Consider the following 17938-nt stretch of genomic DNA (forward strand, 5'->3'; position numbering starts at 1 on the left):
TTAAAAAGGACTTGAGTAGTAAACTCAGGCCCTTTCTTTTTTATGGATGGCTAACAATCAATTCCAAACCTTGCCCTTCCAAGGTCCAAGCTTCAACATCACTTGGTAGGATAAAGTGGCTACCTTTTTGGATTGGATAGTTTTTCCCATCAACAGTCAGTTGACCTTGGCCAGCTAAGACACTAAACAAACTGTAGTCAGCTGTCTTTTCAAAGTCAACTTTTCCAGTTATTTCCCACTTGTAAACTGCAAAGAAATCATTCGAAACAAGTAAGGTCGAACGCAAATCATCAGCTTTGATAGTCACAGGACGGCTATTGGCAGGCTCTCCAATATTCAAGACATCGATAGATTTTTCAAGGTGAAGTTCACGCAAGTTGCCATTATCGTCCTTGCGGTCAAAGTCATAGACACGGTAAGTGGTATCGCTAGACTGCTGGGTTTCAAGAATTAAGATGCCTGCCCCGATAGCGTGCATGGTGCCACTTGGTACATAGAAGAAATCTCCAGCCTTTACAGGAACTTTTGTCAATAAGGCATCCCAGTTCTTGTCCTCGATTTGCTGGCGGAGTTCTTCTTTTGACTTGGCATTGTGACCATAGATAATCTCTGAACCTTCATCCGCAGCGATGATGTACCAGCATTCTGTTTTTCCAAGTTCGCCTTCATGCTCGAGTCCGTAAGCATCGTCTGGATGAACTTGAACACTGAGCCAGTCGTTAGCATCCAGAATCTTAGTCAACAGTGGAAATACAGGTTCTGGACGATTGCCAAACAATTCACGGTGCTCTGCATATAAAGTAGCAAGATCTGTTCCCTCGTAGCGACCATTGGCAACTTTAGAGACACCATTTGGATGGGCTGAGATGGCCCAATATTCTCCGATTTTTTCACTTGGGATGTCGTAGCCAAACTCATCACGTAGCTTGGTACCACCCCAGATTTTTTCTTGCATAACTGATTGTAAAAATAATGGTTCTGACATGTCGATCTCCTGTCTGATTTTTCTCCCCTCATTATAGCAAAAAAAGAGTTCCAGTTGAACTCTTTTTCACATCTTATAAAGTAGGGAGAAGATTTTATAAAAATAGTGAATAAATGTGATCTACTCAATGATTGCACCATTGCTGGCAATGACATCCTTGTACCAGTAGAAGGATTTCTTCTTGCTACGTTTGAGGCTTCCATGACCAGCATTATCTCGATCCACATAGATAAAGCCATAGCGCTTGTTCATTTCGCCTGTTCCAGCTGAAACCAGATCGATACAGCCCCAAGTCGTATAACCAAGCAAGTCAACTCCATCTTGGTAAATGGCATCTCGCATAGCCTTGATGTGAGCTTCTAAGTAAGCAATCCGATAGTCATCTGCTACATAACCATTTTCATCCGGTGTATCCATAGCACCTAGACCGTTTTCCACGATGAACATTGGCTTTTGGTAACGATCCCAGATGGCATTGAGGGTGATGCGAAGACCAAGTGGGTCAATCTGCCATCCCCATTCTGAGGATTCAAGATAAGGATTTTTGAGAGAGGCAAAGATATTTCCAGCAGTTAATTCTTTAACTTCTGGATCACCTGAGGCTACTAGACTTGCATAGTAAGAGAAGGAAACAAAGTCAACAGTATTGTCCTTCAACAACTCTAAATCTTCTGCAGTCATTTGAATCTCGATTCGCTCACGCTCCCACTGCTTCTTGGCGTAGTTTGGGTATTCCCCACGCGCTTGAACATCAATGAAGAAGTAACTCTTGCGGTCTTCCTCCATGGCTGCCCAGTAGTCTCTTGGATGGGCTGTGTTAGGATAGTATTGCCCTGCAGCCAACATACATCCCACCTTATTTTCTGGGTCAATTTCGTGGGCAATCTTTGTCGCAAGAGCTGAAGCTACCAACTCATAGTGTGCAGCCTGATATTTAACCAGTTCTTGATTTTCTCCTTCTTCAAAACAGAGCCCAGCTCCCATAAAGGGGGCATGGAGAATCATGTTGATTTCGTTGAAGGTAAGCCAATATTTGACCAAACCCTTATAGCGGGTAAAGAGTGTGCGACAAAGTTTTTCATAGAAGTCTAACATCCGACGATTGCGCCAACCACCGTACTCTGTAATCAAGTGCATAGGACAGTCGAAATGAGTGATAGTCACCAGAGGTTGGATACCATACTTGTGGCACTCCTTAAATAAATCCTCATAAAAGGCTAGACCAGCTTCATTTGGCACTGTTTCGTCGCCCTTAGGAAAAATCCGAGTCCAAGCAATGGATAGACGATAAGTCTTAAAGCCCATTTCCGCAAAAAGGGCAATATCTTCCTTGTAATGATGGTACATATCAATAGCTTGCTTGGCTGGGTAAAAATAGCCCTCCTCAAACGAAAACATCTTTTTCTGACCTGTGATAATGGCTTCACGATCTGGACCGATGGGGACGACATCCACATTCGCCAATCCACGACCTTCTAAATTATAAGCACCCTCACACTGGTTGGCAGCTGTCGCTCCGCCCCACAAGAAACCATCCGGAAAAGTCAGTTTTTCGGTCATAACTCTACTCACTTTCTTATTTGCTTGTTCATTTACTTATATTATAACTTATTCTGTAAACCTTTTCTTATAAAATACTGTGACATACTGATACTATTCTACTATTTAAGTTTATCAGATTGTTTTTTAAAAAATTATCCTCTAGAAAAAGTAAATAGCCTCCCCTGAAACAAAAAAGAAGACTGAAAACTAGTCTCCTCTGTTCCTTTTAAATCAAAGCTGTAATAACCGTCACTAGGCCAAAAATAATACCTGGTGCATTAGCTGCTGCAAGGGGGATATCTCTTTCTTTTTTGAAAAGACCGTAGTAAACCCAGAGACTACAGTTGATGGCAGCAACCAAGGGCTGGATGAAATTTCCTTTTTGACCAGCCAGATTGTTCATGATTTGTGGGAAGTAAGACACATACATCATAACAGACATAAAGGTCGCTACCCAACCTAAAATTTTCATTTGTTTTTCAGACATTTTCAAAACCTCTTTCATTTTTACTGAATCTTATTTTAAAATATTCTTTCAAAACAATCAAGTCTTTAAAACTTTTGTTATAAAGATATAAACTATCACAATCTTGTTATAAGAAAGAGGGAACAGAAAAAAGACCGAATTGCTCCGTTCTGTTTACTCAATCAAATATTAGAAAATGAATACTCCTTTTCAATGAATCGATTGATTGATGGTAAATAAGCCGTTAGAAATTATTGACAGTATCGAAATTTTCTAGTAAAATGAATTTTGTTAATACCTAAATGGTGTGTAGTTTTCTATCAACATAGTCAGGAGAAAAGGAACTTATGCTAAAAAAATTTAATGAATTGTCACTGAAAGATAAGGCTTATCTAATTGGCGGTTTGAGCTTATTAGTCATTGTGATCTCATTTGGTCTACTCAATCGTCAAACAGTAACTGTCAGTCTTGTCTTTACACAACTATCTGCTCCCTTGATTTTGGTGATTTTTACTTGTCTAGTAATCGGGATCATTGCTGGTAGTGCTATTGGTATTAGCTATCACCATAACAAGACTCAAGATCTGAGAAGCCGCATTGCTGAAGCAGAAGCGACTATCAATATAAAAGACAGGGAGCTTGTCCAGTACGAGGAACAGGTGCAACAATTAAAACAGGAAGCCAAACAATAAGTGTAGAAATCATAACCACCCGTGAAAACGGGTGGTTTTTTGTCTCGCACCTAACGGAGCGAGACGGACTGAAAGTCGCATAAATACAAAAAAGATCGAATTGCTCCGATCTTTTTAAGTTTCACTCCAAGAATGTTTAGATAAAAAATTTGATAATAGAATTACCTACTTCATACGATAAAAATCAATCACTAGACCAGCAGGCCCTTTAACTAATAAGGACTCTGTTCCCCAATCGGTTACAGTTGGTCCGTTTAAAACCTGGATACCAAGTTCTTTCAACCGTTGGTAATTCTGGTCTACATCCTCAACCTCGATATGAAGAATGATTCCTGACTGAAAATCTTCCAAAGGAATCAAATGATTTTGGGACAACATCAGACAGTGACTGCCAATCGTAAACTGAGCAAAACTGTCATCAACATAATCGGATTTTTTATCCAAAATACGCTCCAAGTCAGCACAGACTTGTGGAACATCGGAAACGATAATATCTAATTGATTTAAATTCATTTACTATCCTCCATAAAAAGACCGGATTGCTCCGATCTTTTTAAGTTTCGCTCTAAGAAAATCAAAGAATAAACAAGGCATCGAACCGCAGGCAGTACTGAAGTACGGCAAGGTGAAGATAACACAGTTTAAATTTGATTTTCGACGAGAGGAATTATTTAATTGCGCGTGATTGCAATCCTTCTTCTTCCAAGAAGAGGCGGAATGGTACGAGTTCTTCTGCTTCGTATTTTTCCTTGAAAGCTTTGATTGCTTCTTCTGAGTGAAGTTTTGGATCCAATTCAAGTACTTCTACTGGAAGTGGACGGTGTGGAGTGATGCGAGCATCGATAACAACAGTTTTACCTTCTTTGCTCAATTTAACAGCTTCTGTAACAACTGCATCGATGTCTTCGATACGGTCAACTGTAAATCCAACAGCTCCTTGAGCTTCAGCGATTTTCGCATAGTCAGCATTAGGGAAGTCACAACCAAACAAGTGTTTGTTTGTGTCTTCGTATTTGTCCTTGATGAAGGCATATTTACCATTTGAGAAGACAACGTTGATAACTGGAAGGTCGTATTGAACGTTTGTGATAACGTCTGGGTAGCACATGTTGAATGCACCGTCACCCATGATGTTCCATACTTGGCGATCTGGATTGTCTTTCTTAGCAGCGATACCACCAGGAAGGGCAATACCCATTGTCGCAAAGAGTGGAGATGTACGCCACATGTTCTTAGGTGTCATGTGAAGGTGACGAGTAGATGTTTGAGTTGTGTCACCTACGTCGATTGAATAGATAGCGTCTTGATCAGCATGTTTGTTGATTGCATTGTAAACTTGATACAATTGCAATTCACCCTCAGTTTTACCTTCGAGTTTGTTCATGTAATCACGCCAGTTTTGGTTATTCTTAACGTTTGCACGCCACCATGGAGTAGATTCAACTGGATTCACTTTGTCAAGGATAGCTTTAGCTGCTTGACCTGCGTCACCAAGGATTGAAGCGTCTAGGGCGTGACGTTTACCAAGTTTGTAAGGGTCGATATCCACTTGGATGAATTTTTCAGTATTCTTGAATGCTTCGTAAACTTCAGCAAATGGGAAGTTTGAACCAAGGAAAAGAACTGTGTCTGCTTCAAAGACAACTTCGTTGGCTGGCTTCCAACCAACACGGTAAGCAGAACCTGTCAAACCTTCATAGTTCCATTCGAAAGCTTCAAAGTTTTTACCAGTTGTGATGATTGGGGCTTTGATTTTACGTGACAATTCAGTGATTACTTCACCAGCTTTAACACCACCGTAACCAGCATAGATAACTGGACGTTCAGCATTGTTCAAGATTTCAACAGCTTTGTCGATTTCAACTTCGTTCAAGGCAGGAGCGATGAATGAACGCTCGTATGAACCTGAACCGTAGTATGAGTTTTCGTCGATTTCTTGGAAACCAAAGTTTACTGGAATTTCAACGACAGCTGGACCTTTTTTAGAAACGGCAGCACGGCAAGCTTCGTCAATGACTTTTGGCAATTGTTCTGCGTAAGCTACACGTTTGTTGTAAACAGCGATACCGTTGTACATTGGGTTTTGGTTCAATTCTTGGAAGGCATCCATGTTCAATTCGTTAACTGGACGTGATCCAAGGATAGCAAGGAATGGAGTGTTATCCATAGCTGCATCGTAAACACCGTTGATCAAGTGAGTCGCACCAGGTCCACCTGAACCGACTGCAACACCGATAGAACCGCCAAATTTAGCTTGCATAACCGCTGCAAGAGCACCTGTTTCTTCGTGGCGAACTTGCAAGAAGCGGATATCTTTGTCTTCAGCCAAAGCATCCATCAATGAGCTGAGTGTTCCAGATGGGATACCGTAGATTGTGTCTACGCCCCATGTTTTCAATACATTAAGCATTGCTGCAGATGCAGTAATTTTCCCTTGAGTCATAATGATAACTCTCCTTCAAATATTTTTAAATCTACTAAAAAAGGTTTCATATAGTTTTTGAAAACGTTTCAGTAAATTTTTACAATACTAATTTATCACATTTATTTTGACTTTACTAAGAATCTGCTCAGAAGTTTTTATTCTCTATTACAGTACAGTTTGAAAACGTTTTTAGTTTCTGTTTTATAATACTCAATGAAAATCAAAGAGCAAACTGGGAAGCTAGCCGCAGGTTACTCAAAGCACAGCTTTGAGGTTGCAGACAAAGCTGACGTGGTTTGAAGAGATTTTCGAAGAGCATAAAAAGCGAGCAAGCCCGCTTTTAATCTATTTTACTAAAGTTTAGTAAGAGTGAACTAGTCAGAACGGATACAGAACTAAAGGCCATAGCTAGACCTGCCAGTTCTGGATTGAGGGCCAGTCCAACACCAGAAAAGACTCCTGCTGCAATCGGAATTCCGGCGACATTGTAGATAAAGGCCCAGAAAAGATTGAGCAGAATTCGATTAAAGGTTTTCTTACTCATGTCAAAAGCACGAACCACTCCTAGGAGGTTATTAGTTGTCAACACCAAATCTGCTGACTCGATGGCAATATCTGTTCCAGCTCCCATAGCAATCCCCACATCTGCTACACTAAGGGCAGGAGCGTCATTGATACCATCCCCAACAAAGGCTACTTTGCCAGACGCTTGTAGTTTATGGATTTCATGAGCTTTTTCCTCTGGCAAGACACCTGCAATGACCTCTTCGATTCCGATCTGATCGGCAATGGCACGCGCCACACCAGCATTGTCTCCTGTCAGCATGACTGTTTTAAGACCTCGTTTTTTCAACTGACTGATGGCAAGCTTAGCATTTTCCTTAGGAATATCTTGCAGAGCAAGCAAGCCTTTGATTTCATTCTCAACAGCCAAGAACACAACTGTCTTAGCTTCTTTTTCCAGTTGTTCTAGTTTTTCCTGATAAGTGCTAGAAATATCCATGCCATCCAGCATTTTAGCATTTCCAAGCAAAACTTGTTTTCCATTGATTTGCCCTGAAACACCTTTTCCGTGCAAGGCTTGGAAATTTTCCACAGTGTGAAGCTCAAGTCCAGTTTCAGTCGCTCGCTTAACAATAGCCTCAGCCAATGGGTGTTGAGAAGCTTCTTCCAAGGAAGCTGCCAATCCAAGCACTTCTACTTCGTCGCCGATGATATCTGTGACCACAGGTTTCCCTTCCGTCAAAGTTCCTGTCTTATCAAAGACGATAGTTTGAACTTTCTGGATTTCCTGTAGAACCGTTCCATTTTTGAGGAGAACTCCCATCTTGGCACTGCGACCTGTCCCCACCATAAGGGCTGTCGGTGTTGCAAGTCCCAATGCACAAGGGCAGGCAATAATCAGAACTGCTACTCCATAGAGAAGCGAAGACACAAAGCTCGCTCCAAGCACAACTACACTATCCCTGAGCAAGACGAACCAAACCCAAAAGGTCACAATCCCTAAAATGACAACTGCTGGAACAAAAATCCCTGAAATTTTATCCGTCAAGTCCTGAATCGGCGCACGACTTGTCTGAGCTTTCTTCACAAAATCCACAATCTGAGCCAAAACAGTCTCTGAACCAACTTTTTCTGCTCTAAAAACAAGTGTTCCACTATTATTGATGGTTGAACCAATGACGGTATCTCCAACTGTCTTGTCCACAGGCAGACTCTCACCTGTCACCATAGACTCATCAATACTAGAGATACCTTCTACTACGACACCATCAACCGCAATCTTTTCACCGGGACGCACTCGAATCAGGTCACCTACCTTGACTTGCTCCAAAGGGACTTGAACATAGTTATCCTCACGCAATACTTCTGCTGTTTTAGCCTGCAAGTCAAGTAATTTCTCCACAGCTTGGGAAGTATTTTTCCGCATTTTCTCCTCAAAAACGGCCCCCATAAGAACGAAGAAGAAGATAAAGGCAGCACTTTCAAAGTAAACGGGGAGGCCAGCGAAGAGGGCAACTAAGCTATAGAAATAGGCCACTAGGGTTCCCAGAGCAACCAAGGTATCCATGTTGGCATTGTGCTTTTTAAAACTAGCCCAAGCACTTTGGATATAAGGACCACCTGCTACTAGCATAATCGGTGTTGTGGCTAAAAAGGTGCCCCAACGCATGACTTGGTGACTAATTCCTCCTGTCGACATCCCAATCATGAGGATTACAAGAGGCACAGTAAAGATACTAGTAATCCAAAAACGCTGTAAAAGTGATAGAGATTTTCGAGTCTTCTCAACAACTGTATAACTTCCCTTTTGCATCTTCATACCACAAGAAAATTCATGTTGACCTAATTCTTGAGGGGTAAAACGAATTGTCTTCTCTTCATCCACGCCGATTGGTTCCAAGAGGCCTTCTTCTTCAAACAGAATTTCCTTATAACAGTTTGAAGGTGTCAAACGGTGAAAGGTGATCTCAGCAGGAACTCCTTTTTGCAGTTGAATGTGGGCTGGATTGTAGCCTTTGTCTGCCGTGATACGGATTTTTTGAACACCATTTTCAAGACTTGCTTTTACAATTTCAGTCATATCATTCTCCTATTCTACAATCATCTTACCGTGCATCATATTCATGCCACAAGAGAAACCATACTCTCCAGCCTGCTCAGGCGTGATTTCCACTACATACTCTTCCCCCATTGGCAGATCCGCATGTACACCAAAGTCTGGAAATACGATCTGATCCAAACATGGTGAAGGATCTTTGCGGTCAAAGACAATGCGGGCTGGCACTGATTTCTTGAGGATAATCAACTCAGGCGTATAGCCCCCCATGACCTCCACTCGAATCTCTTGGTAGCCGTTTTTTTGCTGGGCCTTTTGTCCAGATTTTTCAGGCTTTTTGAAAAACCAAAACAAGATAAACGCGATAAGGGCAATACAAATAATGGTTACAATAATATTCAACATGACGTCTCCTTTACATACAATTACATTTTACTTCTGTTACAGCGCTTGATTTCTTCTCAGAAATCACAGCTTCCAAGTCTTCCAAGTCAGCCTGAGTAAAATCACATTCAGCAATCAAATCAGCCAACAAGTTCTTAATCCTACGGGAACAAACTTTATCTTTGATATCTTGAACAAGCAAGTCTCGACTTTGATCCAAAGTTAAAAGGGCTGAATAGACAAAGGACTTGCCTTCTTTTTTCCTCGTCAGGCACTCTTTCTCAACCAAACGAGCCAAAAGAGTTTGAATGGTCGACTTGGACCAGTCGAACCGCTCCGCCAGAACCCTAATCAAATCTGAACTAGTCTGCTCTCCTTGCATCCAAATAATCTTCATGACCTGCCATTCTGCATCTGAAATCTGCATAACCACACCTCCAAAATCTACATTTGTCAATTACAATTATCAGTATACTCTTAAAATCTACATTTGTCAACTATGAAATTAATCTTTTCTTTGAAAAATTGAATTTTAACCCTATGATAAAGGATTTGCAGTCAAATCTTACTATATAAACTATGAAAATATGCTATACTAAAGAAAAAAGAAAACAACCACTAGGGGTGCGTAAAGCTGAGATTAACGACTGTTAGACCCTTTGACTCAATCTAGGTAATGCTAGCTGATGGAAGTGGAAATGATAATGGGGACTAGCAGTCTTCTATTGCCTTTCTAAAACAGACTAGCTTGTTCTTAAGAATACAAACTTCAGTTGGTTGGGAGGTTTTAGATGACTTATTTACCCGTTGCTTTGACCATTGCAGGGACTGACCCTAGTGGTGGTGCTGGCATTATGGCTGACTTAAAGTCGTTCCAAGCTAGAGATGTCTATGGAATGGCCGTTGTGACCAGTCTTGTCGCTCAAAATACCAGAGGTGTTCAATTAATCGAGCACGTTTCTCCTCAAATGTTGAAAGCCCAATTGGAGAGTGTCTTTTCTGATATTCCACCTCAGGCTGTAAAAACAGGGATGTTGGCAACTACTGAGATCATGGAGATCATCCAGCCCTATCTTAAAAAGCTGGATTGTCCCTACGTCCTTGACCCTGTTATGGTCGCAACAAGCGGAGACACCCTGATTGATACCAGTGCCAGAGACTACCTAAAAACAAATCTACTTCCCCTTGCAACTATTATTACACCCAATCTTCCTGAGGCAGAAGAGATTGTTGGTTTTTCAATCCATGATCCTGAAGACATGCAGCGTGCCGGTCGCCTGATTTTAAAAGAATTTGGTCCTCAGTCTGTTGTCATCAAAGGAGGCCATCTCGAAGGCGGTGCCAAGGATTTCCTCTTTACCAAGGAGGACCAATTTGTCTGGGAAAGTCCACGAATTCAAACCTGTCATACACATGGTACTGGATGTACCTTTGCTGCAGTGATTACTGCTGAACTAGCCAAGGGGAAAACCCTCTATCAAGCAGTCGATAAAGCCAAGGCCTTTATCACGAAAGCCATCCAAGACGCCCCTCAACTCGGTCATGGTTCTGGCCCAGTTAACCATACAAGCTTTAAAGATTAAAAAAACTCTCTAGTTCCTACTTTAAGGGAATTAGAGAGTTTTTATACTTCTTCAAACTAGGTCAGCTTTATCTGCAAGCTCAAAGCTGTGCTTTGAGCAACCTGCGGCTAGCTTCCTAGTTTACTCTTTGATTTTCATTGAGTATTAATTAGAAAATAATGTCATCCAACTTTGTCAAAAAGGCTTGCGTTTTTGCCTCTATATCTTCTGCCTGCATCAAATCACGCACTACGGCTACACCAGCTATACCCGTGCCGATAAGTTGGCCAATATTCTCTGATGTCAAGCCGCCAATAGCAACTACTGGAATAGCGACCCTTTGGCAAATTGTCTTCAAGGTTGAAATCAGGGTGATAGGCGCATTTTCCTTGGTCGTAGTCGGGAAAATGGCTCCTGTCCCCAAGTAATTCGCCCCTCCTTCTTCTGCCTCGAGAGCTCTTTTTACAGTTTTAGCTGTAACACCGAGGATTTTGTCAGGGCCCAAGACTTGTCGGGCAACCGAAACTGGTAGTTCATCGTCTCCGATATGCAGACCAGCAGCATCAACCGCAAGACAAACATCCAAACGATCATCGATTATCAGGGGTACCTGATAGGCATCTGTTATTTCCTTGACTTCTTTTGCCAGTTGATAATATTGATTGGTTGTGAGATTTTTTTCTCGTAATTGGACTATGGTAACACCTGAACGGCAGGCAGTCTCAACTTTTGCAAGAAAGCTTTCCACGGAATCTTGGTAGCGATTGGTTACCAGATACAGTCTAAGCGCCTCTCTGTTCATAAACATCTCCTTTGATAGCATCTAGCCAGTTTTCATCTCTTTTGAGGAGCGAAAGCTGATTGAGTACTTGGTATCGAAAATCTTCCAATCCCATTCCTTGAACAACTATTCTCTCAGCAGAGATATTGAGATAAGAAACCGCTAGGCAAGAAGCTTCAAAGGCAGTTTTTCCCTGGCTGAGAAAAACAGCTGTTAAAGCTCCAACTAAATCTCCTGTTCCTGTTATCCAGTCTAATTCTACACAGCCATTTTCCAGTACAGCGACCTGATTCTTCAAAACGATGAGGTCCTTGGGGCCTGTGACTAAGAATGACATACCTGGATAGGTCTGACACCAGTCTTTCAAAACTTGAAGTAAATCCTCAGTTTCTTGATCTTTAGCACTCGCATCGACCCCAACGCCGTGGTGTTTTAAGCCAACAAGACTTCGAATTTCCGACATGTTTCCTTTAAGGACCGTAGGGCTATAGTCTAAAAGGTCTTTAACTAAGCTCTTACGAATGGATGAAGCTGTTACGCCAACCGCATCTACTACCATTGGGAGACCAGCTTGAGCTGCATAAGAAGCTGCTATACGGATTGCTTTTTCCTTCCCAGCTGACAAATGCCCTAAATTGATGAAGAGTGCTTGGCTTTGCTTAGTAAAATCAAGAACCTCACGGGGATCATCTGCCATGACAGGTTTACATCCCAGAGCTAAAATCCCATTTGCCAGCATCTCACAAGAAATCTCATTGGTAATACAGTGAATTAGGGAAGTCGTTTCCAGAGGAAAAGGATTTGTCAATGCCTGCATCAGTCTATCCTTTCGTCAAAGAAATATCCCTGCACTTTTTTAAAGAATTCCTGCTTGATTAAAAATCGAAAGGCAATAAAGGAAATCGCTGTACCAATCAAGGTCGCTCCGAAAAATCGAGGAGTGTAGATAAACCAGCTGAGCTTAGCAGCTGATCCTGTAAAGAGCACCATAACAGGATAGGAAACAATAGAACCAATAATACCTGTTCCCAAAATCTCTCCTAGAGCGGAATAATGAAATTTTCGACCATACTTATAAAAGAGACCTGCAAGGAGGGCTCCAAAAGTCGCTCCTGTAAGAGCTAAAGGAGGAATCCCTTGAGTCGTCATACGAATAAAGGCTGTGACTGTAGCCATAGCCAAGGCATAAACAGGTCCCATCATGATTCCTGCTAGAATATTGACTACACTGGACATCGGTGCCATTCCCTCAATCCGAAAGATGGGTGTAAGAACTACGTCAAGAGCAATCATCATGGATAAAATGGTTAATTTGTGAACTTGCAATTGGTGCTTTCTCATGTTTCTATTCTTCTCCTTTTTCTAAAGAGTGTAAATCACTCTTCCATGTCTGGTGTTGGTAGGCCATTTGCCAAAACTTGGCTTCCATGTGAACACTGATGTGGAAGGCATCTAGCATTTTTTTCTTGTCTGTCTCATCACTTTCGCGATAGAGTTGATTGACCAGCGCTCCCTCCTCTCTGATCTGCTGCTCTAACTCATCCGTAATATAAGTTTCAATCCATTGTTGATAGAGAGGATTTGGTGATGGTTTAAGATTAAGTGATTTGCCTATATCATGGTATAACCAAGGACAAGGCAGCAAACTTGCAAAGGCAATGCCTAAGTTTGGCTCTGCAAATTGACGATAAATATGAGAGATATAATGATAGCAGGTGGGAGCGATTGGATGTTGCTCCATTTCCTGGTCGCTGATTTCCAATTCCTTGAAAAATTGTTGGCGAATAAATAACTCACCTTCCACTAGACTCTGAGCATTTTGTTTCAAGAGTCTTTTCATCTCTTGGTTTGAAGTCTTATCAGCCAAGAGGTGATAGGCTTCTGAGAAGGCCTTCAGATAGTAGGCATCCTGAATCAGGTAATTGCGGAAAATGGCAGGTTCTAAATTCCCCTCTTGCAACTGTAAAATAAAGGGATGATGAAAGGAGGCCTGCCAAGCTTCCTTGGATAATTCCATCGCAATATCTGTAAATTCCATAATAACTCCTTTATAAAAATAGACTGGTTTGTAGCAATAAAAAGAAAAACAAGTAGATTAATTTTGTTTTTTTAGCAATATAAAAAGTCCGATAGCTATTCTTCAACTGTGCATGTTCGTCATATCCATGCGCCGACAGGGCTCTCAGGTAAAGATGGCGCCACCTAAAGACTGTCATCAGAACCTTGCTGTAAATCAAGGGAGACCAAACATGCAGTTCTTGACCGCGTAATAAGCACGCTTCCTTGAGGGACTTAATTTCTTGCTGAATAAGGGGAAAGGAATTGAATACCACAATTAAGGCATAAGCCCAAGAGCGTGATAACCCCTTTTGAGCCAAGTACAAGAGAAGCTCTTTTAGGGAAATAGAGGAAACAAAGACAAGACCAATACAAACGGTCACAAAGGCCCTCGTTCCAAGCATGACTGCCTGCGAAGCATCTCCATGTAACTGAACTGCCCAGTAGTTGGCCAAAGATGGCAAAATGGCGAGTAGAATCATCCAAGCCAATACCTTAAATCGACGGTAATAGAGCATAAAGAGAATACAAAATGCAACTACCGAGAGATTAAGAGCAATCGAAGGAATAAAAGATGTTTCCAAGGATAAAATCAGCAAGAAGAGACTGATAATCGGTGTCTGGGTTGCTACTTTGACCATACTATCTCACCTCCCCTTGGGTATTGCTACCCTGAGATGTGAGTGGTTTGGTAATTGTCACTGCTTTCACATGACTGAGACCTTGACTAGTCATCTCAATCCAATAATCAACCACAGAAATCAAAGGATCTAAACGATGGCTAATGATCAAAAAACTTCTTCCCTGATTTCTGTCCTCCAGAATCCACTGACAAAAATAATGGCAGGCTCTATCATCCAAACCAGCAAAGGGCTCATCTAGCAAGATCACAGAAGCCTTACTGGTCAAGATGGTCAATAGCTGAAGAATCTTTTGCTGGCCACCACTTAATTGATAGGGACTCTTATCAAGCGCCTGCTCCAGATTAAAATATCGTAAAGCTTGGAGTATCCGCTGATTTCTTTCAGAGTCTGGACTATCTAATTGCAGTTCCTCTCGCAGACTGGCTCTGATAAACTGCTTCTCAGCTTCCTGAACAACTCCCGTCAGATCACGATACAAACTCTTTTTCTTTTTCAGAACACAACCCTTCCAGGTAATGCGCCCCTTATACTTTTGAAATTGAAGAATAGACCGAAAGAGGGTTGATTTCCCGACACCATTATCACCCAAGATACAGGAAATTCCTTGGTAGAATGTAAAATCCGCAATCGAAAAAAGGGAGCGCTTATCCAGCTCACAAGTCGTTCTATCCATATGGAATAGTTCTGGGCTAGAAGCAATCTCCTTTGAAACAGCCTGTGTCATTTCAGAGGCAGGGATTTGATTTATTTCCCTTAGTTGTCCATCTCTTAGCTCCACCATTTGGTCGATATAGGCTTCATAATCAGATAAATCATGGTCGCACAGGATGACTGTCTTCTCATTAGAGGCCAATTCTTTTAGAATCTCCAAGATCTCTATCCTACTCTTGCGGTCAATGGAAGCAAAAGGCTCATCCAGGAGATAGACCCTAGGATTCATAGCAAAGAGAACTGCCAGTGCAGCCTTTTGCTTTTCCCCACCTGATAAGTGATGAATGGGACGGTGCAAAATCGCCTTACAGTGACATTGCTGGACAACCTCTGCTATTTTAGAATCAATTTCCTGAACGGGATGCCCTATATTTTCCAAGGTAAAAATCAGCTCCTCAAACAAGTTCTCCATGGTAAATTGATGATTAGGATTTTGAAAGAGAATACCAACCGTCTGGACACGTTCGATGATAGAAAGCTGACTGACTTCTCTCCCATCTATCAGTACTTGACCGCTATAGGGAAGAGAACTGACTTGGGCAATCATTTGAAAGAGACTAGATTTTCCTGAACCACTGCTTCCAACTAACAAGGTAAAGGCTTGCTCATGAAAAGTAAAATCAATCGGCTCCGAAAAGATTGGGGATTGAATCCCTCTTAATTCCAGGCCCATCTATGCCTTTCCTCCAGCTGCAAACTGATGATAGAGTTTGACAATGGCACGAACCAAAATGGTACAGAAGAAAAAGACGGAAATAAAACGCACCACCAGCAAGGAAAGGACAAAAGGAAGGGAGAAGGCATAGTAACCTAATTTAATGTATTCATAGACAAAGCTAAAAAGGGTAATCCCAATACTATTAGCAGTTAGAGAGAGCCAACTTTCATAGCGATTCTTGGTTACGAGAAAACCAAATTCACTTCCCAGACCTTGAACCAAGCCAGACAAAAGAGCTCCTAGACCGAATTGGCTACCATAAAGGACTTCAGCAAGTGCAGCAAGCACTTCTCCAATCGTTGCACTTCCGACTCTTGGAACAAAGATAGCTGCAATGGGCGCAGCCATACACCAGAGACCAAAAAGGATTTCATTGGCAAAGGCCTGCAAGCCAAGAGGGGCTAAAATCAGAGTGAGGATATCAAACAGATAGCCGGATCCTACAAAAACGCCACCAAAAAAGATAGACAAGAAAGCAAGTAAAATAACATCTTTTAACTGCCATTTTTTCAACATAAAAAAACTCCTTTTTTAAAGAAAAGTGGGGCATTCAATGTGAGCTACCTAAATGCTTTGTATCATCTTCATCCAGTTTCGTAAAAAAAAAAAACTCTAATTACAGATAGGAATTAGAGTTCAGCTTACAAGATTAGATGGTTAGTTTCTATAAATACAAAACCATTTCACATTTCCCTTCGCCAGTCTTAACTGTATCAGGTTCAATGGGTATCATCTCAGCCTAAAGCACCCCAAATGTCTTTATTATTTAATTATATAAATATTATAACAAACGATTTTTTCCAGTTCAAGAAATTGAACTGGAAATACAGCATATCTTTCTTTGGTTAGATCGATACCTATTGTTCACTCATTTCTCGAACAGTTTTTTCTATATTTTTTGCATACGATATTGCTGAAATGATTGAAACACCATCCATATTAGCCTTCATAATGTCTTTAATATGTTGCGTCTGTATCCCACCAATTGCAACTAAGGGCATTTGTGGCAATAGTTTTCTCATCAATTTAAGACCTTCATAACCTATAGCACCACCAGCATCGTCCTTTGACTGGGTATCAAATACAGGACCAACACCAACATAATCTACATATTCAACTTTTGATTGTTGAAATTCTTCCTCGTTTTTTATAGAAAGACCAATTATTTTATCTGGCATCAATTTTCTAATTTCATCAACTCCAAGGTCATCTTGTCCTACATGTACGCCATCAGCATCTATTTCCAATGCCAAATCAATATCATCATTAACGATAAATGGAACATTATATTTTTTACAAAGAGCCTGTAGTTTTATTGCTAGTTCGACTTTTTCTATACCTTTCAGGGCTCCCTCACCTTTTTCACGGAATTGAAATAAGGTTATACCACCTTTTAAGGCTTCCTCAACGACCGTATATAGATCTTTTCCTTGGCAAGTAGTCGTTCCACAAATAAAATATAGTTTTAGTAATTCTTTATGAAACATTTTTCTTCACTCTTTTGAATTTCTTTACATCTTCGTCTGTAATCTCGTATAAGGCATTTATAAATTCAACTTTAAATGTTCCAGGAAGATGTCCATTTGGACGTTTTTCTGCCATTTCTCCAGCGATATTGTAAACCAACATTGCTGTTTCTAATGATTTCAATTCTTGACCTTTTTCAAGTCCGATAAAGCTTGCTACTACAGCACCTAATAAGCATCCTGTCCCAATAACTTTTGGCATCATGGCACTACCATTATGAATCGTTACCACTTCTCCATTTACCGCAATAGCATCCACTTCACCTGTTACTACAATTGGAATATTGAACTTCTCATTTGCTGCTAGAGCAATTTCATCAATATTATCTACGCCCGCACTATCTACTCCTTTAGATGCCACATTTATCCCTACTAAAGAAGCAATCTCGCCAGCATTTCCCCTAATCGCTGCTAGTTTGTAATTGTTGATTAGATCATCTGCTACTTTTTTTCTATACTCTCCTGCTCCACAGGCTACAGGATCTAAAACTGCTGGGACATTATATTTCTCTGCAATTTTCAGAGCAGCTTGGTATAATTTCCAATTTTCATCTGTCAATGTTCCTATGTTTATTAATAAACCTCCAGCATACTTTAACAAATCCTCTAAATCTGCAGGAAACTCACTCATAGCTGGTGATGCACCCAGTGCTACTAATCCATTTGCTGTGAAATTTTTTACGACATCATTGGTGATGCAAATGACCAAAGGTGCTTTTTCTTTTAATAATTTTAAACTTGTCATATTGAAATCCTTCCTTTTCACTTTATACGATCTACTGATTTCGATTTATCTCTATCTTTCGTTAAGAAATTTTTTTATTTACATTGAATAATTTATGCTCAATGAAAATCAAAGAGCAAACTAGGAAGCTAGCCGTAGG

The 17938-nt window shown here is 40.9% G+C and carries 19 protein-coding genes and 2 riboswitches; of the genes, 2 read left to right on the forward strand and 17 right to left on the reverse strand.

Annotated elements, in window-relative coordinates; all coding sequences use genetic code 11:
* Nucleotides 1-40 precede the first annotated feature (40 nt).
* The 3 genes from manA to M1G12_RS09035 all read right to left on the reverse strand — a co-directional run bounded on the left by manA (nucleotide 41) and on the right by M1G12_RS09035 (nucleotide 3014).
* Nucleotides 41-985, reverse strand: a complete 945-nt coding sequence (gene manA / locus M1G12_RS09025) for a mannose-6-phosphate isomerase, class I (RefSeq protein WP_084951086.1) — start codon at nucleotides 983-985, stop codon at nucleotides 41-43.
* Nucleotides 986-1105: 120 nt separating this feature from the next.
* Nucleotides 1106-2545: a 6-phospho-beta-glucosidase gene (locus M1G12_RS09030; RefSeq protein WP_247949780.1), complete on the reverse strand. Its 1440-nt coding sequence runs from the start codon at nucleotides 2543-2545 to the stop codon at nucleotides 1106-1108.
* 208 nt (nucleotides 2546-2753) lie between these two features.
* The gene (locus M1G12_RS09035; RefSeq protein ID WP_001291472.1) at nucleotides 2754-3014 is read right to left on the reverse strand and encodes a SemiSWEET family transporter; all 261 of its coding nucleotides are present in this window, start codon (nucleotides 3012-3014) and stop codon (nucleotides 2754-2756) included.
* Nucleotides 3015-3340: 326 nt separating this feature from the next.
* Between M1G12_RS09035 and M1G12_RS09040 the strand changes: the two genes are divergently transcribed.
* On the forward strand, nucleotides 3341-3685 hold the full coding sequence (locus M1G12_RS09040) for a lipopolysaccharide assembly protein LapA domain-containing protein (protein ID WP_000913393.1): 345 nt from the start codon (nucleotides 3341-3343) through the stop codon (nucleotides 3683-3685).
* A gap of 165 nt (nucleotides 3686-3850) precedes the next feature.
* Here M1G12_RS09040 and M1G12_RS09045 read toward each other — a convergent pair whose 3' ends face one another.
* From M1G12_RS09045 to M1G12_RS09065, 5 genes are all read right to left on the reverse strand, one after another.
* Nucleotides 3851-4198, reverse strand: coding sequence for a VOC family protein (locus tag M1G12_RS09045; RefSeq protein ID WP_001052644.1), 348 nt, complete (start codon nucleotides 4196-4198; stop codon nucleotides 3851-3853).
* 154 nt (nucleotides 4199-4352) lie between these two features.
* On the reverse strand, nucleotides 4353-6128 hold the full coding sequence (gene spxB, locus M1G12_RS09050; RefSeq protein WP_247949781.1) for a pyruvate oxidase: 1776 nt from the start codon (nucleotides 6126-6128) through the stop codon (nucleotides 4353-4355).
* Between the two features lie 322 nt (nucleotides 6129-6450).
* Nucleotides 6451-8694 carry a heavy metal translocating P-type ATPase gene (locus M1G12_RS09055; protein WP_247949782.1) on the reverse strand — a complete coding sequence of 748 codons (2244 nt, stop codon included), beginning with the start codon at nucleotides 8692-8694 and terminating at the stop codon, nucleotides 6451-6453.
* A 9-nt stretch (nucleotides 8695-8703) separates the two neighbouring features.
* Nucleotides 8704-9075: a cupredoxin domain-containing protein gene (locus tag M1G12_RS09060; protein WP_000932059.1), complete on the reverse strand. Its 372-nt coding sequence runs from the start codon at nucleotides 9073-9075 to the stop codon at nucleotides 8704-8706.
* Nucleotides 9076-9085: 10 nt separating this feature from the next.
* The gene (locus M1G12_RS09065) at nucleotides 9086-9481 is read right to left on the reverse strand and encodes a CopY/TcrY family copper transport repressor (RefSeq protein WP_001167188.1); all 396 of its coding nucleotides are present in this window, start codon (nucleotides 9479-9481) and stop codon (nucleotides 9086-9088) included.
* A 183-nt stretch (nucleotides 9482-9664) separates the two neighbouring features.
* Nucleotides 9665-9762: riboswitch (TPP riboswitch) on the forward strand.
* An 83-nt stretch (nucleotides 9763-9845) separates the two neighbouring features.
* Between M1G12_RS09065 and thiD the strand changes: the two genes are divergently transcribed.
* Entirely contained in the window at nucleotides 9846-10637 is a 792-nt protein-coding gene (thiD, locus tag M1G12_RS09070; RefSeq protein WP_000221754.1) for a bifunctional hydroxymethylpyrimidine kinase/phosphomethylpyrimidine kinase, read from the forward strand.
* A 148-nt stretch (nucleotides 10638-10785) separates the two neighbouring features.
* Here the strand turns inward: thiD and thiE (M1G12_RS09075) are convergent, their stop codons facing one another.
* From thiE (M1G12_RS09075) to thiM (M1G12_RS09115), 9 genes are all read right to left on the reverse strand, one after another.
* Complete coding sequence (thiE, locus tag M1G12_RS09075) at nucleotides 10786-11418, reverse strand: thiamine phosphate synthase (protein WP_247949783.1); 633 nt, start codon at nucleotides 11416-11418, stop codon at nucleotides 10786-10788.
* On the reverse strand, nucleotides 11399-12214 hold the full coding sequence (thiM, locus tag M1G12_RS09080; protein ID WP_247949784.1) for a hydroxyethylthiazole kinase: 816 nt from the start codon (nucleotides 12212-12214) through the stop codon (nucleotides 11399-11401). The genes thiE (M1G12_RS09075) and thiM (M1G12_RS09080) overlap by 20 nt, the downstream gene beginning before the upstream one ends.
* The gene (gene thiW, locus M1G12_RS09085) at nucleotides 12214-12738 is read right to left on the reverse strand and encodes an energy coupling factor transporter S component ThiW (protein WP_164226380.1); all 525 of its coding nucleotides are present in this window, start codon (nucleotides 12736-12738) and stop codon (nucleotides 12214-12216) included. The genes thiM (M1G12_RS09080) and thiW overlap by 1 nt, the downstream gene beginning before the upstream one ends.
* Nucleotides 12739-12742: 4 nt before the next feature.
* Nucleotides 12743-13435, reverse strand: coding sequence for a thiaminase II (gene tenA / locus M1G12_RS09090; RefSeq protein ID WP_247949785.1), 693 nt, complete (start codon nucleotides 13433-13435; stop codon nucleotides 12743-12745).
* Nucleotides 13436-13445: 10 nt separating this feature from the next.
* Nucleotides 13446-14096, reverse strand: a complete 651-nt coding sequence (locus M1G12_RS09095; protein WP_247949786.1) for an energy-coupling factor transporter transmembrane component T — start codon at nucleotides 14094-14096, stop codon at nucleotides 13446-13448.
* Between the two features lies 1 nt (nucleotide 14097).
* Entirely contained in the window at nucleotides 14098-15483 is a 1386-nt protein-coding gene (locus tag M1G12_RS09100) for an ATP-binding cassette domain-containing protein (RefSeq protein ID WP_247949787.1), read from the reverse strand.
* Nucleotides 15484-16044 carry an ECF transporter S component gene (locus M1G12_RS09105; protein WP_000915272.1) on the reverse strand — a complete coding sequence of 187 codons (561 nt, stop codon included), beginning with the start codon at nucleotides 16042-16044 and terminating at the stop codon, nucleotides 15484-15486.
* 157 nt (nucleotides 16045-16201) lie between these two features.
* Nucleotides 16202-16290, reverse strand: a riboswitch (TPP riboswitch).
* A 95-nt stretch (nucleotides 16291-16385) separates the two neighbouring features.
* Nucleotides 16386-17015 (reverse strand): thiamine phosphate synthase, encoded by a 630-nt coding sequence (gene thiE, locus M1G12_RS09110; protein WP_247942532.1) that lies wholly within the window; start codon nucleotides 17013-17015, stop codon nucleotides 16386-16388.
* Nucleotides 17005-17799 carry a hydroxyethylthiazole kinase gene (gene thiM, locus M1G12_RS09115; protein ID WP_247942533.1) on the reverse strand — a complete coding sequence of 265 codons (795 nt, stop codon included), beginning with the start codon at nucleotides 17797-17799 and terminating at the stop codon, nucleotides 17005-17007. Before thiM (M1G12_RS09115) ends, thiE (M1G12_RS09110) begins: the two co-directional genes overlap by 11 nt.
* Nucleotides 17800-17938: the final 139 nt, after the last annotated feature.

This window comes from Streptococcus mitis (genome assembly GCF_023110375.1).
GTDB lineage: Bacteria > Bacillota > Bacilli > Lactobacillales > Streptococcaceae > Streptococcus > Streptococcus mitis_CI.